We start from the raw sequence: 17,644 nt of genomic DNA, 5'->3' as shown, positions 1-17,644 counted from the left end.
AAGGCCCATTGCTGCCGGAAAGCAGCAAACTAGAGAAAAAATCTTCCGGTTAGTTACATTTTTAGCCAGATTAAGAAAAAATATTTTGTCAGTCGCTTCGTCACACCGTTTAATGAGCGGATGCAAAAAGGCGGACGATCCAACCCAGGCGGTTTCCTGATTGAACAGCGGCGGCTTGAGAAACAGCCGGCCGAGCAGCGCATACGCGCCTTCACGGAGATCGCGCTCAAACCGACCGCCGAGCGCGGTACGGCCCAGGCGTCGCGCTGCACCGACTGCGGCGTGCCCTTCTGCCAGAACGCCTGTCCGCTTCAGAACAACATCCCCGACTGGCTGGCGTTGTCGGCGGACGGCGACCTGCGCGAAGCTTGGCGCGTCGCCTCGGCCACCTCGACCATGCCCGAAATCTGCGGCCGCATCTGTCCGCAGGACCGTCTGTGCGAAGGCGCCTGCACCCTGCAGCAGTCCGGCTGGGACGGCGTCACCATAGGCTCGGTCGAGGCCTGGATAGCCGATGCGGCCTTCGACAACGGCTGGGTCGAGCCCATCCGCCCCCTGGCCGAACGCGGCCAGAGCGTCGCCATCGTCGGCTCCGGCCCCGCCGGTCTGGCCGCCGCCGATCGCCTGCGCAGCGAAGGCTACGCCGTCGTCGTCTATGACCGCCACGACCGCGCCGGCGGCCTGCTGACCTACGGCATCCCCGGCTTCAAGCTGGAGAAGCGCATCGTCCAGCGCCGCGTCGACCGCCTGATCGAAAGCGGGGTCGAGTTCATGCTGAATACCAATGTCGGCGTCGATGTGACGATGGACGAGCTGCGCGCGCGCCACGACGCCGTCCTTCTGGCCATGGGCGTCTATCAGGCCCGCACCCTGAGCGTTCCCGGTCGCGGTCCGAACGACACCGTCGCCGCGCTCGACTTCCTGATCGCCCAGAACCGCGTCGACTGCGGCGACGCCGCCGATGCCTCTGCCCCCCACGCGGCCGGTCGCGACGTCGTCGTCGTCGGCGGCGGCGACACAGCCATGGACTGCGTCCGCACCGCCGTCCGTCAGGGGGCCGCCAGCGTCGTCTGCCTCTATCGCCGCGACCGCGACAACATGCCGGGCTCGGCCCGCGAGGTGCAGAACGCCGAGGAGGAAGGCGTCCGCTTCGAATGGCTGGGCGCGCCCAAGGCCCTGATGTCCAAGGGCGAGGCCGTCGTCGCCGTCCGCGCCCACCGCATGGCCCTGACCGAGGCCGCGGCCGGCGGCCGTCGCGACGTCGCCCCTGTGCCCGGCTCGGACTTCGACCTGCCTGCCGATCTGGTGATCGAGGCCCTGGGCTTCGAGCCCGAGGCCTTTGGCGAACAGCTGGACGCCGGGCTCGGCCTGACCAGGTGGAACACCCTGCAGGTGGCGCGTGGCGGTTTCGCCACCACCCTGCCCGGCGTGTTCGCCGCCGGGGACGCCGTACGCGGCGCTTCTCTCGTCGTCTGGGCCGTGCGCGACGGCCAGGACGCTGCTGCCGAAATCGACCGTTACCTGCGCGCGCGCACCGAGGAAGCCGCCGCATGACCGACGCATCGCAACAGAATTGGCTGGCCCAGTACGAAGAAAACCGCGCCCGACTGATCGAAGGCGGCGCCTATGATCCGTCCTCGGAACGCGACGCCTGCGGCGTGGGTCTGGTCTGCGCCATCGACGGCAAGCCGCGCCGCGAGATCGTCGAGATGGCCATCAAGTCGCTGAAGGCCGTGGCCCACCGAGGCGCGGTCGACGCCGACGGCCTGTCCGGCGACGGCGCCGGGGTCATGATCGAACTGCCCCAGGCCTTCTTCGCGGCCCAGGCGCGCGCGGTCGGCCAGACCCTGCGCCCCGGCCCCATCGCCGTCGGCCAGGTCTTCCTGCCGCGCACCGACCTGGGCGCCCAGGACCACGCCCGCGCCATCGTCGAGGCCGAGGCCATCCGCTCGGGCTTCTACATCTACGGCTGGCGCCAGACGCCCATGGACCTGTCGGTGGTCGGCGTGCGCGCCGACGCCACCCGGCCCGAGATCGAGCAGATCATGCTGGCCGCCCCGGAAGGCATGGAGATCGAGGAGCTGGAGCGCGAGCTCTTCCTGTGTCGCCGCCGCATTGAAAAGGCGGTGCAGGCCTCGGGCCTGAACGGCTTCTACCTCTGCTCCCTGTCGGCCCGCTCCATCGTCTACAAGGGCATGGTCCGCGCCGAGCTGCTGGGTCAGCTGTTTCATGACCTGAACAACCCCACGGTCGAGGCCGGCTACGCCGTCTTCCATCAGCGCTATTCGACCAACACCTTCCCCGAATGGAAGCTGGCCCAGCCCTTCCGCATGCTGGCCCACAACGGCGAGATCAACACGCTTCAGGGCAATCTGAACTGGATGCGCAGCCACGAGATCCGCATGGCGGCCTCGGCCTTCGGCGACCGCGACCAGGAGGTCAAGCCGGTGGTCCAGCCGGGCGGCTCGGACTCGGCGGCCCTGGACAATGTCTTCGAGGTCCTGGTCCGCGCCGGGCGCCCCGCCCCCCTGGCCAAGGCCCTGCTGGTCCCCGAGGCCTGGTCTTCGGACGACGTGGTGATGAAGCCCGAGCACCGCGCCCTCTACGCCTATTGCAATGCAGTGATGGAGCCGTGGGACGGCCCCGCCGCCCTCTGCGCCGTCGACGGCCGCTGGGTCGTGGCGGGCAAGGACCGCAACGGCCTGCGCCCCCTGCGCGCCGTCGAGACCGTGGACGGCCTGCTGCTGGCAGGTTCGGAGGCCGGTCTGGTCCCCCTGCCCGAAGGCCGCATCAAGCGCCGCCTGCACATCGGCCCCGGCAAGCTGATCGCCGTCGATCTGAAGCATGGCCGGATCTACGACGAGCATGAGGCCGTCGACGCCCTGGCCGCCGCCCAGCCCTATTCCGACTGGCTGGACAACATGGTCGATCTGGAGCCGATCATCGGCCCCGGACCGGAGCCGCGCGCCGCCACCGGCGAGGCCCTGATCCGTCGCCAGATCGCCGCCGGTTTCAGCCGCGAGGATCTGGACCTGCTGCTGGACGCTCTGATCCGCGACGGCAAGGAGGCCGTGGGTTCCATGGGCGACGACGCCCCGCCCGCCGTCCTGTCCAGCCTGCCGCGCCCGTTGGCGCACTACTTCCGCCAGAACTTCAGCCAGGTCACCAACCCGCCCATCGACCCCCTGCGCGAAGCCGGGGCCATGAGCCTGAAGACCCGCTTCAAGAACCTGGGCAATATCCTGGCCCAGGACGAGGCCCAGACCGAGGTCTTCGTGCTGGACAGCCCGGTCCTGACCACCGGCATGTACCAGCGCCTGCTGGGCGTCGTCGCCGACGGCTCGACCACGGTGATCGACTGCACCTATCCCGTTCCGGCAGAAGGCGACCGCCCCGGCGCCGGCCTGCGTCAGGCGCTCGACCGCATCCGCGACGAAGCCGAGGCCGCCGCCCGCGACGGCGCCACCCTGATCGTCCTGACCGACGAGCACGCCTCGGCCGAGCGTCTGGCCGCGCCCATGATCCTGGCCACCGCCGGGACGCACGGCCGCCTGATCGCGGCTGGTCTGCGCACCTATTGCTCTCTGGTGGTGCGCTCCGCCGAGACCCTGGACCCGCATGCCTTCGCCGTCCTGGTCGGGGTCGGCGCCACCGCCGTCAATCCGTGGCTGGCGCAGGAGCTGTTCCAGGAGCGTCTGGATCGCGGCGCCTATCCGGGACTGACGCTCCACGACGCCTGCCTCAACTACAAGCACGGCATAGAGGCCGGTCTGCTGAAGGTGCTGGCGCGCAAGGGCATCAGCATCATCTCCGCCTATCGCGGCGGCTGCGAATTCGAGGTCCTGGGCCTGTCGCGGGCCCTGGCCGCCGAGTTCTTCCCCGGCGCGCAGTCGCGCATCTCCGGCATCGGTCTGGCCGGTCTGGAGCAGGCGGCGCTGAAGCGTCACAGCGCAGCCTTCGGCGCGGCGGTTCCCTCCCCGTCCATGGGCGGTTTCTTCCGCATCCGCGCGGGCGGCGAGGCCCACGCCCATGACGCGAAGACCATCCACCTGTTGCAGGACGCGGTGAACCGCGGCGACTACAAGCGCTTCAAGCAATACTCCGAAGCCGTCCGCGAGCAGCCTGACCTTTCCTTACGCGATCTGCTGGACTTCAAGGACAGTCTGACCCCGGTGCAGTTGCACGAGGTCGAGAGCGTCTCGGACATCCGCCGCCGCTTCCTGTCGCAAGCCATGTCGCTCGGCGCCCTGTCGCCCGAGGCGCATGAGACCCTGAACATCGCCATGAACCGGATGGGCGCGCGCGCCGTCTCCGGCGAGGGCGGCGAGGACCCGGCCCGCTATGCGCCGCGTCCCAACGGCGACAACGCCAACTCGGCGGTCAAGCAGGTGGCCTCGGGGCGCTTCGGCGTCACCGCCGAATATCTGAACCAGTGCCGCGAGATCGAGATCAAGGTGGCCCAGGGCGCCAAGCCCGGCGAGGGCGGCCAGTTGCCCGGCTTCAAGGTCACCGAGTTCATCGGCCGGATGCGCCACGCCGTTCCGGGCACGACCCTGATCAGCCCGCCGCCGCACCACGACATCTATTCGATCGAGGATCTGGCCCAGCTGATCTACGACCTAAAGGCGATCAATCCCGACGCCAAGGTCACGGTCAAGCTGGTCTCGGCCACCGGCATCGGCGCCATTGCGTCCGGGGTCGCCAAGGCCAAGGCCGACGCGATCCTGATCGCCGGCCACAACGGCGGCACGGGCGCTTCGCCCCAGACCTCGGTCAAGCATGCCGGAATGCCGTGGGAGATCGGTCTGGCCGAAGCCCATCAGGTGCTCAGCCTGAACCACCTGCGTTCCTCCGTGTCCTTGCGTGCCGACGGCGGCATCCGCACCGGCCGCGACGTGGTCCTGGCCGCCCTGCTGGGGGCCGAGGAATACGGCATCGGCACCTCGGGCCTGATCGCCATGGGCTGTCTGATGGTGCGCCAATGCCATTCCAACACCTGCCCGGTCGGCGTCTGTTCGCAGGACGAGCGCCTGCGCGCCAAGTTCACCGGCACGCCGGAGAAGGTGGTCAACCTGTTCTCCTTCATCGCCGAGGAGGTCCGCGAAATCCTGGCCTCCATCGGCGCGCGCACGATCGACGAGATCGTCGGCCGTACCGACCTGCTGCGTCAGACACGGCGCGGCGGTTCGCATCTGGACGACCTGGACCTCAATCCGCTGCTGATGAAGGTCGATGTCGACCGGCCCGGCCGCTGGGCCGACAAGGCGCGCCAGCCCGTCCCCGAGAGCCTGGACGCCCAGGTGCTGAAGGACGCGGGCGCCTTCCTGGAGCGCGGCCAGACGCTGGAGCTGTCCTATCCGCTGAACAACACCCAGCGCACGGCCGGCGCCGGCGTGTCCTCGGCCATCGTCCGCAAGTTCGGCCCGCAGGGCCCGCAAGGCCGTCTGAAGCTGAAGCTGGAAGGCATCGCCGGTCAGAGCTTCGGCGCCTTCGGCGCGCGCGGCCTGATCCTCGACGTCACGGGCGAGGTCAACGACTACGTCGGCAAGGGCCTGTCGGGCGCTGACATCCATGTCCGCCCCCATGAGTGGCGCGAGAACCAGCAGGTCTGCGGCAACACCACCCTGTATGGCGCGACGTCAGGCCGTCTGTTCGTGGCGGGCGCGGCGGGCGAACGCTTCGCCGTCCGTAACTCCGGCGCCGAGGCCGTGGTCGAGGGCCTGGGCGCGCACGGCTGCGAATACATGACCGGCGGCCGGGTGGTGGTGCTCGGCGCGGTCGGCTGGAACCTGGCCGCGGGCATGAGCGGCGGCGAACTGTTCGTGCTCGATGTCGACGGTCGCGCCGCCCAGGCCCTGAACGGCGACCTGGCCGGGATCGGCCGCATCGATGCTGAAGCCGACTCTCGGCTGAAGACCTTGATCGAGGCCCACGCCAGCGCCACCGCCTCGCCCCTAGCCCAGCGCATCCTGGCGGATTGGCCGAAGTACGCGCCGCGCTTCGTCCGGATCGCGCCGAAAACCGTCCTCGCCGCCGAAGCCGCCGAAACCAACGTCGGGCTGGCCCAACCGGCCTGACGTCATTCCCCCGTCGCGTCAGGCGCGCGCCACCTGGAAGCCGGCGAAGGACTGGCTGACCGGCATCAGCTCCAGCGCATTGATGTTCAGGTGCGCCGGCAGGGTCGCGACCCAGAACAGGGTCTCGGCGATGTCCTCGCCGGTCATGGGCTGAGCGCCGCCATAGAGGGCGTCGGACGCCGCCTGGTCGCCGCCGGTGCGGACCAGGGTGAACTCCGTCTCGGCCATGCCCGGCTCGATGGAGGTGACGCGCACCCCCGTCCCGTGCAGGTCCGACCGCAGGCCCAGCGAGAACTGGCGCACGAAGGCCTTGGTCCCGCCGTAGGCGTTGCCGCCCTTGTAGGGATAGGTCGCAGCCACCGAACTGATGTTCAGGATCGCCCCCTTGCGCGCGATCAGGCGCGGCAGCAGGCGGTGGGTCAGCGTCACCAGACCGGTGATGTTGGTGTCGATCATCTGGCGCCACTGGGCCAGATCAGCCTCCTGCGCCGTCGCCGTGCCCAGCGCCAGACCGGCGTTGTTGATCAGCACGTCGATGTTGTGGAAGCCTTCGGGAAGTGCATCCAGCGCCGCGTCGATGGCGGCTTCGTCCCGCATGTCGAAGGCGGCGGCGTGAACCCGATCCGCGCCCAGTTCGGCGACCAGTTCGTCCAGACGTTCCTGACGGCGGCCGGTGGCGATCACCTTCCAGCCCGCACCGGCGAAACGGCGCGCCGCCGCCCGGCCGATGCCCGAGGTGGCTCCGGTGATCAGAATGACGCCGCTCATGATATCCGTCCTGGCTGAGGCTCTGCTGTGGGGTGACTTAATCCCGCACCAGGCCGCCGTCGACCACCAGATTCTGTCCCGTCACCGCCCGGCTCCACGGCGAGGCGAAGAAGAGGGCGGCGTCGGCGAACTCTTCCGGCGTGGTGACCGAGCGCAACGGCGTCATGCTCGCGATCAGGTCGAACACCGCTTCCGGCGTCGCCGCGCTGGCGTCGGTGGTGCGCAGCAGGCCGCCCGAGATCATGTTGACGGTGATGCCCGACGGCCCCAGATCGCCCGCCGCCGTCCGCGTCAGGCTGAGCAGGGCGGCCTTGGCGGCCGTGTAGTCGTGATAGGGCACGACCGGATTCTGGAACAGGTTGGTGCCGATGTTGACGACCCGGCCGAATTTTTGCGCCGTCATGCCCGGCGCCGTGGCCTGAATGACGTTCAGGGCGCCGCGGATAACGGTCGTGAACTGGCGCTCCATGTCCGCCCACGGAATATCGGCCATCTGGGCGCGGGCGTCGCCGTTGAAGCTGTAGTCCAGTGCATTGTTGACCACCGTGCTGACCGGTCCGCCGAAATGCGCCTCGACCCCGGCGATCATGGCGTCAACGCCTGCACGATCCGTCACGTCAGCCTGAACGGCGAGCGCACGCTCGCCCAGCTCCGTCGCCAGCGCCTCGGCCCGTTCGCCGCTGCTGCGCCAGTTGATCGCCACCCGCGCGCCCTGCCCGGCGAAGGCCCGCGCCGCCGCCGCGCCCACGCCGCGCGCGCCGCCGGTGATGAGAACGATCTGATCGCGGATTTCCATGAGAACAACTCGCAGCTTCTGAACCGACCTCAGCCATAGGCCGCGCCTGCCGTGAACGCCAGCACGCCTCGCCGAACACGGGTTGTATTTAGGGAATTTCCTAAGTACGCTTTTCCCATGAACAGCCTGTTCAAGGCCCTGTCCCATCCGGTGCGGCGGCGCATCATCGCCATGCTGCGCAAGGGGCCGCTGGCGTCCGGCGACATCGCCGCCGCCTTCGACATGAGTTGGCCGACCATCACCGGCCACCTCAACGCGCTCAAGGAGGCCGGTCTGGTCAGCCCCGAGCGTGAAGGGCAGTCGATCCGCTATCGGCTGGAGATTTCGGCGGTCGAGGAGGCTCTGGCCTTCCTGATGGATCTGAGCGGGACGGGCGCAGCAAAGGAGGAGGACCGTCATGACTAGACTGAAACCGGACGCCCTGGACCTGGCCTCGATCATTCTGATCGTCGCCGTCGCCTCCCTGGCGATCTGGGTCGGAACCGCAGGCCCGACGACGCCGATCCCCATCCATTTCAACCTGGCGGGAGAAGCCGACGGCTGGGCCCCGCGCGGCCAGGTCGCGTGGATGATCGGCGGCCTCGGCGTCGTCGCCGCCGCGACCGTCGGCGGATGCAGCCTTTACGCGCGGCGAGCGCAGACCGATCCCGCGCGCCGACGCAGCCTCAAGAGCGCTCAGCTGGTCAGCCTGCTGGCCTTCGCCGGCTGCATCGGCCTGATCGCCTTTCCCCTGTTCAGCGCCGCCCCGCCCAGCCAGGGCGCGCACATGGCCCTGACCGCCCTGCTGTTGCTGGCGGTCGGCGCCTTCCTCGGCCGCGTCGGGCCCAACGTCGCCGTCGGGGTGCGCACGCCGTGGAACTACAAGAGCAAGCTGGCGTGGGAACGCTCCAACCGCTTAGCTGGACGGCTGATGTTCGGCCTGGGTCTGGCCGGACTGGTCGCCGCGCCGATCGCGCCCCAGCCTCTGGGGTTCAGCGCCCTGATCATCGGCGTCTTGATCGCCACCACCTGGTCGGTGTTCGAGAGCTGGCGCGTGTGGCGCGTCGATCCGGACCGACAACCCTTCTGACCCCTGCCCATCTGACGACGGAGACTGCCATGCTGACCCTCGCCGCCGCCCTGCTCCTCTCACCGGTTTCGACGCCGGTCGAGTCGCCGTCCAGCCCTGCGCCCTTGCATGGAACCCTGCTGACGCCCGAAGGCGAAACGCGCGCAGCCGCCGTCATCATTCCCGGCTCCGGACCGACGGATCGCGACGGGAACAGCCCGCAGTTCGGCATTCAGGCCGCGACCTATCGCCTGCTGGCCGAAGGCCTGGCCGAGCGCGGCGTCGCCACTGTCCGTATCGACAAGCGCGGCATCGGCGAGAGCGCCGCCGCCGGTCCCTCCGAAGCCGACCTGCGCTTCTCAACCTATGCCGAGGACGCCCGCACGTGGGCGGCCGAGGCGGCGGCGAAGACGGGCCGCCCCTGCGCCTGGCTGATCGGCCACAGCGAGGGCGCGCTGGTCGCTCTGGCCGCTGTCGCCGCCAAACCCGACGGAGAGGGCGACAAGGTCTGCGGCCTAGTGCTGCTGTCCGGCGCCGGTCGCCCGGCGGGCGTCGTGCTGCGTGAACAGCTGAACGCCCTGCCCGAACCGTTGAAGACCGAGTCCTATGCCGCCGTCGAGGAGTTGGAAGCGGGCCGCACGGTCGCCGATCCGCCCGCGTCGCTGGCGGCGCTATTCCGGCCCTCGGTCCAGCCCTACCTCATCTCCTGGCTGACGCTGGACCCGGCGAAGCTGGCGGCCGCCTATGAGGGCCCGATCTTCATCGGTCAGGGGACGACGGACCTTCAGGTGACGGTCGCCGACGCCGAGGCGCTGAAGACCGCCCAGCCGCGCGCCGAACTGGCGATCTGGGACGGAGTGAACCACGTCCTAAAGGTCGCGCCCGCCGAACGCGCCGCCAATGTCGCGACCTATATGGACCCCGCCCTGCCGCTGGCGCCCGGCGTGGTCGAGGCCGTGGCGGACTTCATGCTGAAATGAACCCCTTCTCCCCTTGCGGGAGAAGGTGGCCTGTCAGGGCCGGATGAGGGGTTTCACGACAGCAAGCCGCAGGCCTTCATCTTACCTTGGAGAGACCCCTCATCCGTCAGGCTCCGCCTGCCACCTTCTCCCGCAAGGGGAGAAGGAAAGCGGTCATCCGTCCAGTTCCGCCCGCGCCTGTTCGGCCAGGTCGAAGAAGCGGCGACGGACCTCGGCGGCGAAGGGGTTGTCGTGTTCGATGGCGCGGAACACCGCCGCGCTGTCGTGGCGAACCATGTCGACGCCCTGCACGACGCGTTCGAAACTGGTCGTGGTCATGCGTGTCGGCAGCGGCTCCATGGCCAGCAGCACCTTGGCGATCAGGTGGGTCAGGCCCTGCACCGTCGCCGCCTCGCGGTCGTGATCCTCTGGCGTGACGACGAAGACCTTGAGCCCCAGCGCCTTCCTGCAGAAGGCGGCGACACGCCACGCCGCCTTGTCGCCACGCACGGGACAGACGGCGATCCTCAGCCCTGCGATTCCGTCCTTGCCGCTCTGAGGGCCGAACAGGGGGTGGGTGCCGACGATGGCGACGCCTTCGGGCAGGCCGTCCAGCATCACCTCGGCCGGCTTCACCTTCACCGAGCCGACATCGAGGACCAGCGCGCCCGGCGCCAGATGCGGCGCGATCGCCGCGACCGTCTCGGCCAGGACGCCCACCGGCACGGCCAGCACCACCGTCGAACAGGCGGCCGCCTCCTCCAGCGTCGTCATTCGGGCGAGCCCCTCGCTGTCGCTGACCGCCGGATCATGGGCTAGGATGTCGAACCACGGCGACAGATGCTTCGCGGTCAGACGCCCGAAGGCGCCGAAGCCGATCAGGCCGAGCTTTGGCTTGAGGGCGCTCACCCCGCCAGCGTCTCCTGGAACCGCACCGGGCGGCCATGCGCCTGACCGATCAGTTCTCCGTCCTTCATCACCACGCGACCGCGCACGATGGTCGCCACCGGCCAGCCCGTCGCCTCGAAGCCGTCGAAGGGGGTCCAGCCGCAGCGCGTGGCCTGCTGGTCGTGGGTGATGGTCTTCTTCGCCTTCAGGTCGACGATGGTCAGGTCGGCGTCATAGCTGACGGCCATCCGCCCCTTGTTCGCCGTGCCGAACACGCGCTGCGCCCCGCCCGAGGTCAGGTCGATGAAGCGCTCCAGCGACAGGCGGCCGTTCGCGACGTGCGTCAGCATCAGCGGCACCAGCGTCTGCACCCCCGGCATCCCCGAGGGCGAGGCCGGATAAGGCTTGGACTTTTCTTCCTTGGTGTGCGGCGCGTGGTCCGAGCCCAGCACGTCGGCCACGCCCTGCTGCATCCCCCACAGCCACAGGGCGTCGACGTGTTCCTGCGACCGGATCGGCGGGTTCATCTGGGCGTAGGCGCCGAGACGCTGATAGGCCTCGGGCGCCGCCAGCGTCAGGTGCTGGGGCGTGATCTCGACGGTGGCGACGTCCTTGTGGAAGCGCAAATACTCCATCTCGTCGCGGGTCGTGACATGCAGGACGTGGATGCGGGCGCCGGTCTCCTTGGCTAGTCCGACCAGACGGCGGGTGGACATGATGGCGCTTTCGGCGTCGCGGACTTCCGGGTGGCTGGTCCAGTCGCCGGTGCGGGCCAGATTGCGACGGTCGGCCAGGCGGTATTCGTCCTCGGAATGGAAGGTGGCGCGGCGGCGCACGTTGGACAGAACCTTGCGCACCCCTTCGTCGTCGGCGATCAGCAGGTCGCCGGTCGAGGCGCCCATGAAGACCTTGACCCCGCAGCAGCCCGGCAGGCGCTCCAGCTCAGCCAGATGGTCGGCGTTCTCATGCGTGCCGCCGATGTAGAAGGCGTGGTCCGTCCACATCCGGTCGCGCGCCCGCGCCAGCTTGTCCTCCAGCGTGGTCGGATCTGTCGTATTGGGGTTGGTGTTCGGCATCTCGAACACGGCGACGACGCCGCCCAGGGCCGCCGCGCGGCTGCCGGTCTCCAGGTCCTCCTTCCACTCCAGGCCCGGCTCCCGGAAGTGGACCTGGGTGTCGATGACGCCGGGCAGGACGGTCAGGCCCGTCGCGTCGAACACCTCGCCCGCCGAGGCCTGGCTCAGGTCGCCGATGAAGGCGATGCGGCCGTCGATGACGCCGACGTCGGCCTTGCCCCGCCCGGCGTGGTTGGCCACCTCGCCGCCCCGAACGATCAGGTCATAGGTCTGGGTCATCGCGCGCATCTCCTGAAACTTCGGCGCTTATGCGCGCCGAACAGCCGGGGGCGCAAGCCGAGCGGCGATCAGGCCGCCCGTTCCGCCAGCAGCTTTTTCGTCGCCTTCAGCACCCGCTCATAGGGCAGGTCCATCATGTGCTGAATGTGCTGGTTCAGGCGCGGGTCCAGGTCCTGAAATTCCTGAAGCGTGCGCGGGCCGCGCACGGCGACGCCAGTCCAGGGGCGCTTCAGCGTCTCATCCGAAGGGCCGAACACCGCCACCGCCGGAACGCCCGCCGCCACGGCCAACTGGGTCCACAGGGAGTCGCCGCCCAGATAGAGGGTCGCGTGCGACAGGGCGGCCGCCGTCTGCAGCCGCGTCAGCCGTCCCTGCAGTTCGATCACCCGGCCGCGCTTGACCGCCGAGCGGACGGTCTGGGCCGCGTCGCGGTCCGCCTCCTCGCCCACGATCATCAGCCTCCCGCCGGCCAGCGGCCCGCCCTCGCCCAGCAGGGAGATGGCGATCTTGGCGTAGCGATCAGCCGGCCAGCGCTTGCCGATCCAGTCGGCGCCCGGTCCGATCGCCAGGATCGGACCGTCGCCCGCCGGGATCAGGGCGTCGGCGGCCTCCTGCGTATCGCGCCCGATGAACAGGCGGGGAGCGGGAATTTCGTCCAGTTGCAGGGTCCGCGCCGCCTGTTCGACCAGGTGGACGCCCGGCAGGGGCTTGCCCTTCACCGCCCGCCGCTGGCGCCGCAGCTTGCCCGACAGGGTCGAGCCGCGCATGTCGACCACCAGGCCCCAGCTGGTCTCGCGCACCTGGTTCCACAGGGCGATCCAGTCCCAGCGCCCGTCGCGATCAAGCATGATCAGTCGCTGAAGGCGCGGCAGATCGGCGAACAGCGGCGCGCTGGCCGGCGAGCCGACGACGGTGAAGGTCGCCTGCGGCACCGCCTCGACCAGTTGGGCCAGCGCCCCTGACGACAGGACCGCCTCCTCGGCGTCCGCCTCGGCGATGTAGAGGATCGGAAAACGACCATGCATGAGGTGAGTCTAGCCGGATTCCCTTCGGAATTCAGCGGGAAGATGGCGCGGGCCTTCATCACCTCGCTCCAAGGCCCTGCGCATCGTGAATCCGCAGCCCGGCCATCGTCCTCCGGCCCGCGCAGCGGGCTGGGGAAGCTCGACGCTCTCGCGACTCGACCGGCGTCGCTCCTTGCACGGAACAGCCTCACCTTCACAGTGATGTGAGGTCAGAAACTTGCCTTACGCCCAGCAAATAGGCATACTTCCCATATTGATATGACAATATGCAGCCTCTGTGGCGACTATCCTTGAGATAGCTTTTAGATCGCAGCTTGCTTGATCATTGTCAGTTTTCGACAAAGTGGAACGATCAATCATGACGCCTCGTGCGCATGAACTCTAATGTATTGAAATGATTTTCATAACCCTCGCCGATCCCCGAATTACAGCTCAATCATTACCCGTTCCGGTGGTTCGGCCCTCCTGCAGTCCCATGGGTTTTTCGGCCGCCGCGCCGCCCTGCGCCCGGGACTTCTTCCCCATCAGACCAAGGTGAATATGCCCAAGCAAAAACGTATCGCCATCATCGGCGCCGGCCCGTCCGGCCTGGCCCTGTTGCGCGCCTTCCAATCCGCCCAGGACAAGGGCGCGGACATCCCCGAAATCGTCTGCTACGAGAAGCAGAAGGACTGGGGCGGCATGTGGAACTACAGCTGGCGCACCGGCATCGATGAGAACGGCGAGCCCGTTCACGGCAGCATGTACCGTTATCTGTGGTCGAACGGCCCCAAGGAATGCCTTGAGTTCGCCGACTACACCTTCGACGAGCATTTCAAGAAGACGATCTCCTCCTATCCCCCGCGCGAAGTCCTGTGGGACTACATCCAGGGCCGCGTGAAGAAGGCGAACATCCGCCGGTACATCCGCTTCAACACGGCGGTGAAGGACGTGGCCTTCGACCAGGCGTCGGGCCAGTTCACCGTGACGGCCCAGGACTATTCCGCCGGTCGCCGCACCTCGCAGACGTTCGACCATGTGATCGTCGCCACCGGCCACTTCTCGACGCCGAACGCCCCGTCCTATCCGGGCTTCGACCTGTTCCCCGGCCGTATCCTGCACGCCCACGACTTCCGCGACGCGGCCGAGTTCAAGGGCAAGGACGTCCTGCTGATCGGCTCCAGCTATTCGGCCGAGGACATCGGCTCACAGTGCTACAAGTACGGCGCGAAGTCGGTCACCACCAGCTATCGCAGCCAACCGATGGGCTATGACTGGCCCAAGGGCTGGGAGGAAAAGCCCTGCCTGACGCGCGTGGACGGCAAGACCGCCCACTTCAGCGACGGCACGCACCGCGATGTCGACGCCATCATCCTGTGCACCGGCTACAAGCACCACTTCCCCTTCCTGCCGGATGCGCTGCGGCTGAAGACCAGCAACCGCCTGTGGCCGCTGAACCTGTACGAAGGGGTGGTCTTCACGCCCAATCCCAAGCTGTTCTACCTGGGGATGCAGGACCTCTGGTACAGCTTCAACATGTTCGACGCCCAGGCCTGGCTGACGCGCGACATCATCATGGACCGCATCGCCCTTCCGTCACGCGCCGACATGGAGGCCGCCAACGACCTCTGGCGCGAGAAGGAAGTCGCCATTCGCACGGATGAGCAGGCCTTTGAATATCAGGGCGACTACATCAAGCGCCTGATCGCCCAGACCGACTATCCGGATCTTGATGTCGACAACATCAACCGGATCTTCCTGCAGTGGAAGAAGGACAAGAAGGCCGACATCATGGGCTATCGCGACAAATGCTATCGGTCGGTCCTGACCGGCACCCTGGCGGCGCGCCACCATGTGCCGTGGATGAAGGCGTTCGACGATTCGCTCGAGGCCTATCTGCGCCTGCCCTCGACCCGCAGCCAAGCCGCGCGCGCCTGATGCAATATCCCCTCCGAACGACAAGCGTTCGGAGGGGACCATGCTCATGTCCGGCCCGGATCAGGGATTGGCCGCAGACCAGACCGCATAGGCGTCCAGCGCCCGCTGAGGCGAACCGATCCACCAGGAATAGCCGTTGCGGCGACCGATCGAGATGCCGTTGACGTCGTCGTGGATCGTCTGATCCTTGTCGCCGAAGATGGGCTGCCCCGTGACCAGGTCATAGTTGCGCGACCAGATCGGTCCCGCGCCGGGCTTGTCGATCAGCTTGCGGCCGTCGTCGGTCATCTCGAACGACTTGTCATAGACGCGCACCGACTCCAGCCAGGCCACAGCCCCGCGGATCGCCCTCTTGACCTCCGGCGACGGGTTCGGCTCGGCCATCAGGAACTCGAGCACGTCGGTCGTCTCGCCGCTGGCGATCGAACGCGGCTCATAGTTGCGGGCGCTGGTGGGCACCAGGCGCATGGGTTCGAGCTGCTGCGGCCAGCCCTGAAGCTGATCGCCCTTTCGAACCTGGGCGGCCAGGGTGACGTCGATGGCCTTCTTCACCGCCTCGGCGGCGCGCGCCTCCAGGTCGGCGGGGACGAAGCCGAAGCCTTCCGTGCCCTGGGCCACGTCGCGCAGCACCATGGCCGCATTGGCCACGGCGTTGTCGTTGAAGGTGATGGAATCGTGGAAGCCGCCTTCCAGCGGCCAGTTCTGCGGCCAGCCGCCGTTCGGATACTGGGCGTTCAACAGATAATGGACGCCCCGGATCACGCTGGCGCGCCAGGCGTCGCCCTCGGGGCCGGGCGCCTGGGCCGCGACCTTGGCCAGATAGCGCATCTCGGTCCAGGTGGAGTCATTGTCCAGCGTGCCGACGAAGGTCCAGAAGCGGTCCGCCGGAGCGTCGAAATTGGCCGGATTCTGCTCCATGGTTTCGGCGTCGTTGGAGAAACGCTGCCCCGGCAGTCGGACGATGCTGCGGTCCTGGTTCTTGCTCCAGCCGCCCGCCGGGGTCTGGAAGCTGACGACCGCGTCGGCGACGGCGCGGGCCTCGGCCCCGGCGTACCATTCAGCCGGCCGATCCAGCGGCATGTGAGAGCTGTTGCCGCGGATGGCCAACGGCGGCGGCGGCGGCGTCGCGCCGGCCGGCAGTTCGGCGGCCAGGGCCGCACGGTCCGCCTTCATCTGGGCCTGCGACCGCTCCAGATAGGCCTGCCACGCCGGGCGCTCGTCGTCCGGCAGGGCGCCGATGCGGTCGAAGGTCAGTCCGAGCGCCGGCGTATTCATCCGAAGAACTTCGGCGTGCGCGCCGTCGGCGCCGGGAGCCGCAACGGCCAAGGCTAACAAGGAAAAGGCGAGGGCGTGTTTCACTGAGGCGTTTCCCGACTGCGTTCGTTCCGAACATCATTCCATTATGTAGTCCATCATTTTGCATGGTGACATTCGATGGGCAAGCACCCAGACGGCCGCCGGCGCGGTTTTGTGCGCCGGCCCGGACGCGGGACGCCGTCCCCTCTCCGCTTCCCGGCCGCGATGCGCTAGACCCCGGCCATGTCCCTGCCCCTTCTTCCCGATCGGACCTGCGGCGGCTGCGTCGAATGCTGCCGCGTGATCCCGCTCGACCTGCCGGAACTGGCCAAGCCGACCGGCGAACTGTGCGCCTACTGCGTCGACGGCGCGGGTTGTTCGGTGCATCGGATCCGCCCCCAGACCTGCCGCATCTGGTTCTGCCTGTGGCGCGCGGTGGAACTGTCGGACGACTGGCGGCCGGACCGCAGCGGCGTGATCGTGCGGCCCGATGGGGTCGAGGACGGCGTCATCACCCTCTATGTCCTGCGCCGCTCGGACTTCCTGGTCGGGATCGACTTCTTCGCAACCGTGGCGGGCTGGATCGCCGAAGGCATTGAGGTGGCGCTCAGCGTCCCCGGCCCGGTCGGAACCTATCCGGCCCGCGCCGTCGTGACCGACTGGCTGCGCCCCGCCATCGAGGAGGGCGATCCCGACGCCTTCGCCGCGCGCGTCCTCGCCTCATTGGATCGGCTCGAACAGCACGACTTCCAGCCGGACGGGATCACGGCGCGCTACGCCGTCGCCTGAGGCTCCACGACCGTGATCTCGGGCCAGCGGCCGCGGGCGTTGGCGATCACGCGCTCCCAGCCCCTGGCCAGGTCGCGCGTGGGATTGGGGCGAATGACCATGTCGAACACGTCCTCCAGCCCGAAGGGCGCGATCACGCTGATCGCGTCGTCAGCCTCCAGCCGCACCCCGACGGCGAAGGCCGGGGCGACGAAGCGGGCCGGAGCGTCGTCGGTGCAGGTCAGGGGCGTATAGGGTTCGCCGAACTTGCCCTCGAACCACAGGTGGACCCGCGCCTGGTTGCGCACCTCGACCTGATCGCGCACCGGCGGCGCGAAGGCGGCGGCGACGCGCTTGATGACGACGTCCTCGGCGTCCCAGGAGGTGTCGGCGTCAAAATAGCCGATGTCGTAGTCCTTGATTCCATAGCCGATCTGGCGGCCCGTCTGGACGTTCCACACCGCCTGATAGACGGCTCCCGAGAACAGCCGCCAGTCAGGCAGGTTCAGGTCCCGCATCACGGTCAGCACATGCATCAGGCCCGCGTCGGCGCGGGCGATCTCGGTCAGGCGAGTTTCCAGGGTCATGCCGTCCTGTGAGGGCGATTCCGCGAGTGCGCCAAGGACGGATCGCCCCTCTCCCGATGGGAGAGGGCTTGAGCCTCCAAGAGCCGAAGGCGATTGGCATAGGCGAAAGGGTGAGGGTTCGCGGGTGAAGTCGGCCAAGGGCCGTTGTGCGACGGCTGAC

The 17,644-nt window shown here is 68.3% G+C and carries 14 protein-coding genes; 7 read left to right on the top strand and 7 right to left on the bottom strand.

The genetic code is table 11. The annotated features are described in order from the left end of the window. Positions 1-120: 120 nt before the first annotated feature. Together ACWIDZ_RS09510 and gltB are read left to right on the top strand one after the other, a co-directional pair. Positions 121-1,554 carry an NAD(P)-dependent oxidoreductase gene (locus ACWIDZ_RS09510; RefSeq protein ID WP_453990169.1) on the top strand — a complete coding sequence of 478 codons (1,434 nt, stop codon included), beginning with the start codon at positions 121-123 and terminating at the stop codon, positions 1,552-1,554. Further along, the gene (gltB, locus tag ACWIDZ_RS09505) at positions 1,551-6,077 is read left to right on the top strand and encodes a glutamate synthase large subunit (RefSeq protein ID WP_453990167.1); all 4,527 of its coding nucleotides are present in this window, start codon (positions 1,551-1,553) and stop codon (positions 6,075-6,077) included. The genes ACWIDZ_RS09510 and gltB overlap by 4 nt, the downstream gene beginning before the upstream one ends. An 18-nt stretch (positions 6,078-6,095) precedes the next feature. Here the strand turns inward: gltB and ACWIDZ_RS09500 are convergent, their stop codons facing one another. Next, complete coding sequence (locus tag ACWIDZ_RS09500; protein ID WP_452110998.1) at positions 6,096-6,845, bottom strand: SDR family NAD(P)-dependent oxidoreductase; 750 nt, start codon at positions 6,843-6,845, stop codon at positions 6,096-6,098. A gap of 37 nt (positions 6,846-6,882) precedes the next feature. Further along, complete coding sequence (locus ACWIDZ_RS09495) at positions 6,883-7,641, bottom strand: 3-oxoacyl-ACP reductase (RefSeq protein ID WP_453990164.1); 759 nt, start codon at positions 7,639-7,641, stop codon at positions 6,883-6,885. Positions 7,642-7,758: 117 nt separating this feature from the next. On the opposite strand from ACWIDZ_RS09495, the gene ACWIDZ_RS09490 reads away from it, so the two are divergent. The 3 genes from ACWIDZ_RS09490 to ACWIDZ_RS09480 are packed head-to-tail and all read left to right on the top strand — an operon-like array spanning position 7,759 to position 9,669. Continuing rightward, positions 7,759-8,046 carry a metalloregulator ArsR/SmtB family transcription factor gene (locus ACWIDZ_RS09490; protein WP_312220071.1) on the top strand — a complete coding sequence of 96 codons (288 nt, stop codon included), beginning with the start codon at positions 7,759-7,761 and terminating at the stop codon, positions 8,044-8,046. After that, positions 8,039-8,710 carry an SdpI family protein gene (locus ACWIDZ_RS09485; protein ID WP_453990162.1) on the top strand — a complete coding sequence of 224 codons (672 nt, stop codon included), beginning with the start codon at positions 8,039-8,041 and terminating at the stop codon, positions 8,708-8,710. The genes ACWIDZ_RS09490 and ACWIDZ_RS09485 overlap by 8 nt, the downstream gene beginning before the upstream one ends. A 29-nt stretch (positions 8,711-8,739) precedes the next feature. Then, entirely contained in the window at positions 8,740-9,669 is a 930-nt protein-coding gene (locus ACWIDZ_RS09480; RefSeq protein WP_453990160.1) for an alpha/beta hydrolase, read from the top strand. Between the two features lie 153 nt (positions 9,670-9,822). Here ACWIDZ_RS09480 and ACWIDZ_RS09475 read toward each other — a convergent pair whose 3' ends face one another. The 3 genes from ACWIDZ_RS09475 to ACWIDZ_RS09465 all read right to left on the bottom strand — a co-directional run bounded on the left by ACWIDZ_RS09475 (position 9,823) and on the right by ACWIDZ_RS09465 (position 12,916). Continuing rightward, on the bottom strand, positions 9,823-10,557 hold the full coding sequence (locus tag ACWIDZ_RS09475; protein ID WP_453990158.1) for a prephenate dehydrogenase/arogenate dehydrogenase family protein: 735 nt from the start codon (positions 10,555-10,557) through the stop codon (positions 9,823-9,825). Further along, positions 10,554-11,891 (bottom strand): dihydroorotase, encoded by a 1,338-nt coding sequence (locus ACWIDZ_RS09470; protein ID WP_346485992.1) that lies wholly within the window; start codon positions 11,889-11,891, stop codon positions 10,554-10,556. Before ACWIDZ_RS09470 ends, ACWIDZ_RS09475 begins: the two co-directional genes overlap by 4 nt. 68 nt (positions 11,892-11,959) lie before the next feature. Continuing rightward, complete coding sequence (locus ACWIDZ_RS09465; RefSeq protein ID WP_453990156.1) at positions 11,960-12,916, bottom strand: glycosyltransferase family 9 protein; 957 nt, start codon at positions 12,914-12,916, stop codon at positions 11,960-11,962. Between the two features lie 540 nt (positions 12,917-13,456). On the opposite strand from ACWIDZ_RS09465, the gene ACWIDZ_RS09460 reads away from it, so the two are divergent. Further along, positions 13,457-14,833 carry a flavin-containing monooxygenase gene (locus tag ACWIDZ_RS09460; protein ID WP_453990154.1) on the top strand — a complete coding sequence of 459 codons (1,377 nt, stop codon included), beginning with the start codon at positions 13,457-13,459 and terminating at the stop codon, positions 14,831-14,833. A gap of 60 nt (positions 14,834-14,893) precedes the next feature. On the opposite strand, the gene pelA is transcribed toward ACWIDZ_RS09460, so the two are convergent. Further along, a complete protein-coding gene (gene pelA / locus ACWIDZ_RS09455) occupies positions 14,894-16,108 on the bottom strand; it encodes a pectate lyase (RefSeq protein WP_453990152.1) in 1,215 nt (404 codons plus the stop codon). Between the two features lie 264 nt (positions 16,109-16,372). Here pelA and ACWIDZ_RS09450 point away from each other — a divergent pair, with 264 nt between their 5' ends. Continuing rightward, positions 16,373-16,918 carry a hypothetical protein gene (locus ACWIDZ_RS09450; protein ID WP_453990150.1) on the top strand — a complete coding sequence of 182 codons (546 nt, stop codon included), beginning with the start codon at positions 16,373-16,375 and terminating at the stop codon, positions 16,916-16,918. On the opposite strand, the gene ACWIDZ_RS09445 is transcribed toward ACWIDZ_RS09450, so the two are convergent. Next, a complete protein-coding gene (locus tag ACWIDZ_RS09445) occupies positions 16,903-17,484 on the bottom strand; it encodes a nucleotidyltransferase family protein (protein ID WP_453990148.1) in 582 nt (193 codons plus the stop codon). The two genes, ACWIDZ_RS09450 and ACWIDZ_RS09445, sit on opposite strands and share 16 nt — an antisense overlap. Between the last annotated feature and the right edge of the window lie 160 nt (positions 17,485-17,644).

The organism is Brevundimonas sp. NPDC055311 (assembly GCF_053645695.1).
The sequence above is the reverse complement of the archived record's forward strand: the minus strand, read 5'-3'. Positions and strand labels throughout refer to the sequence as shown.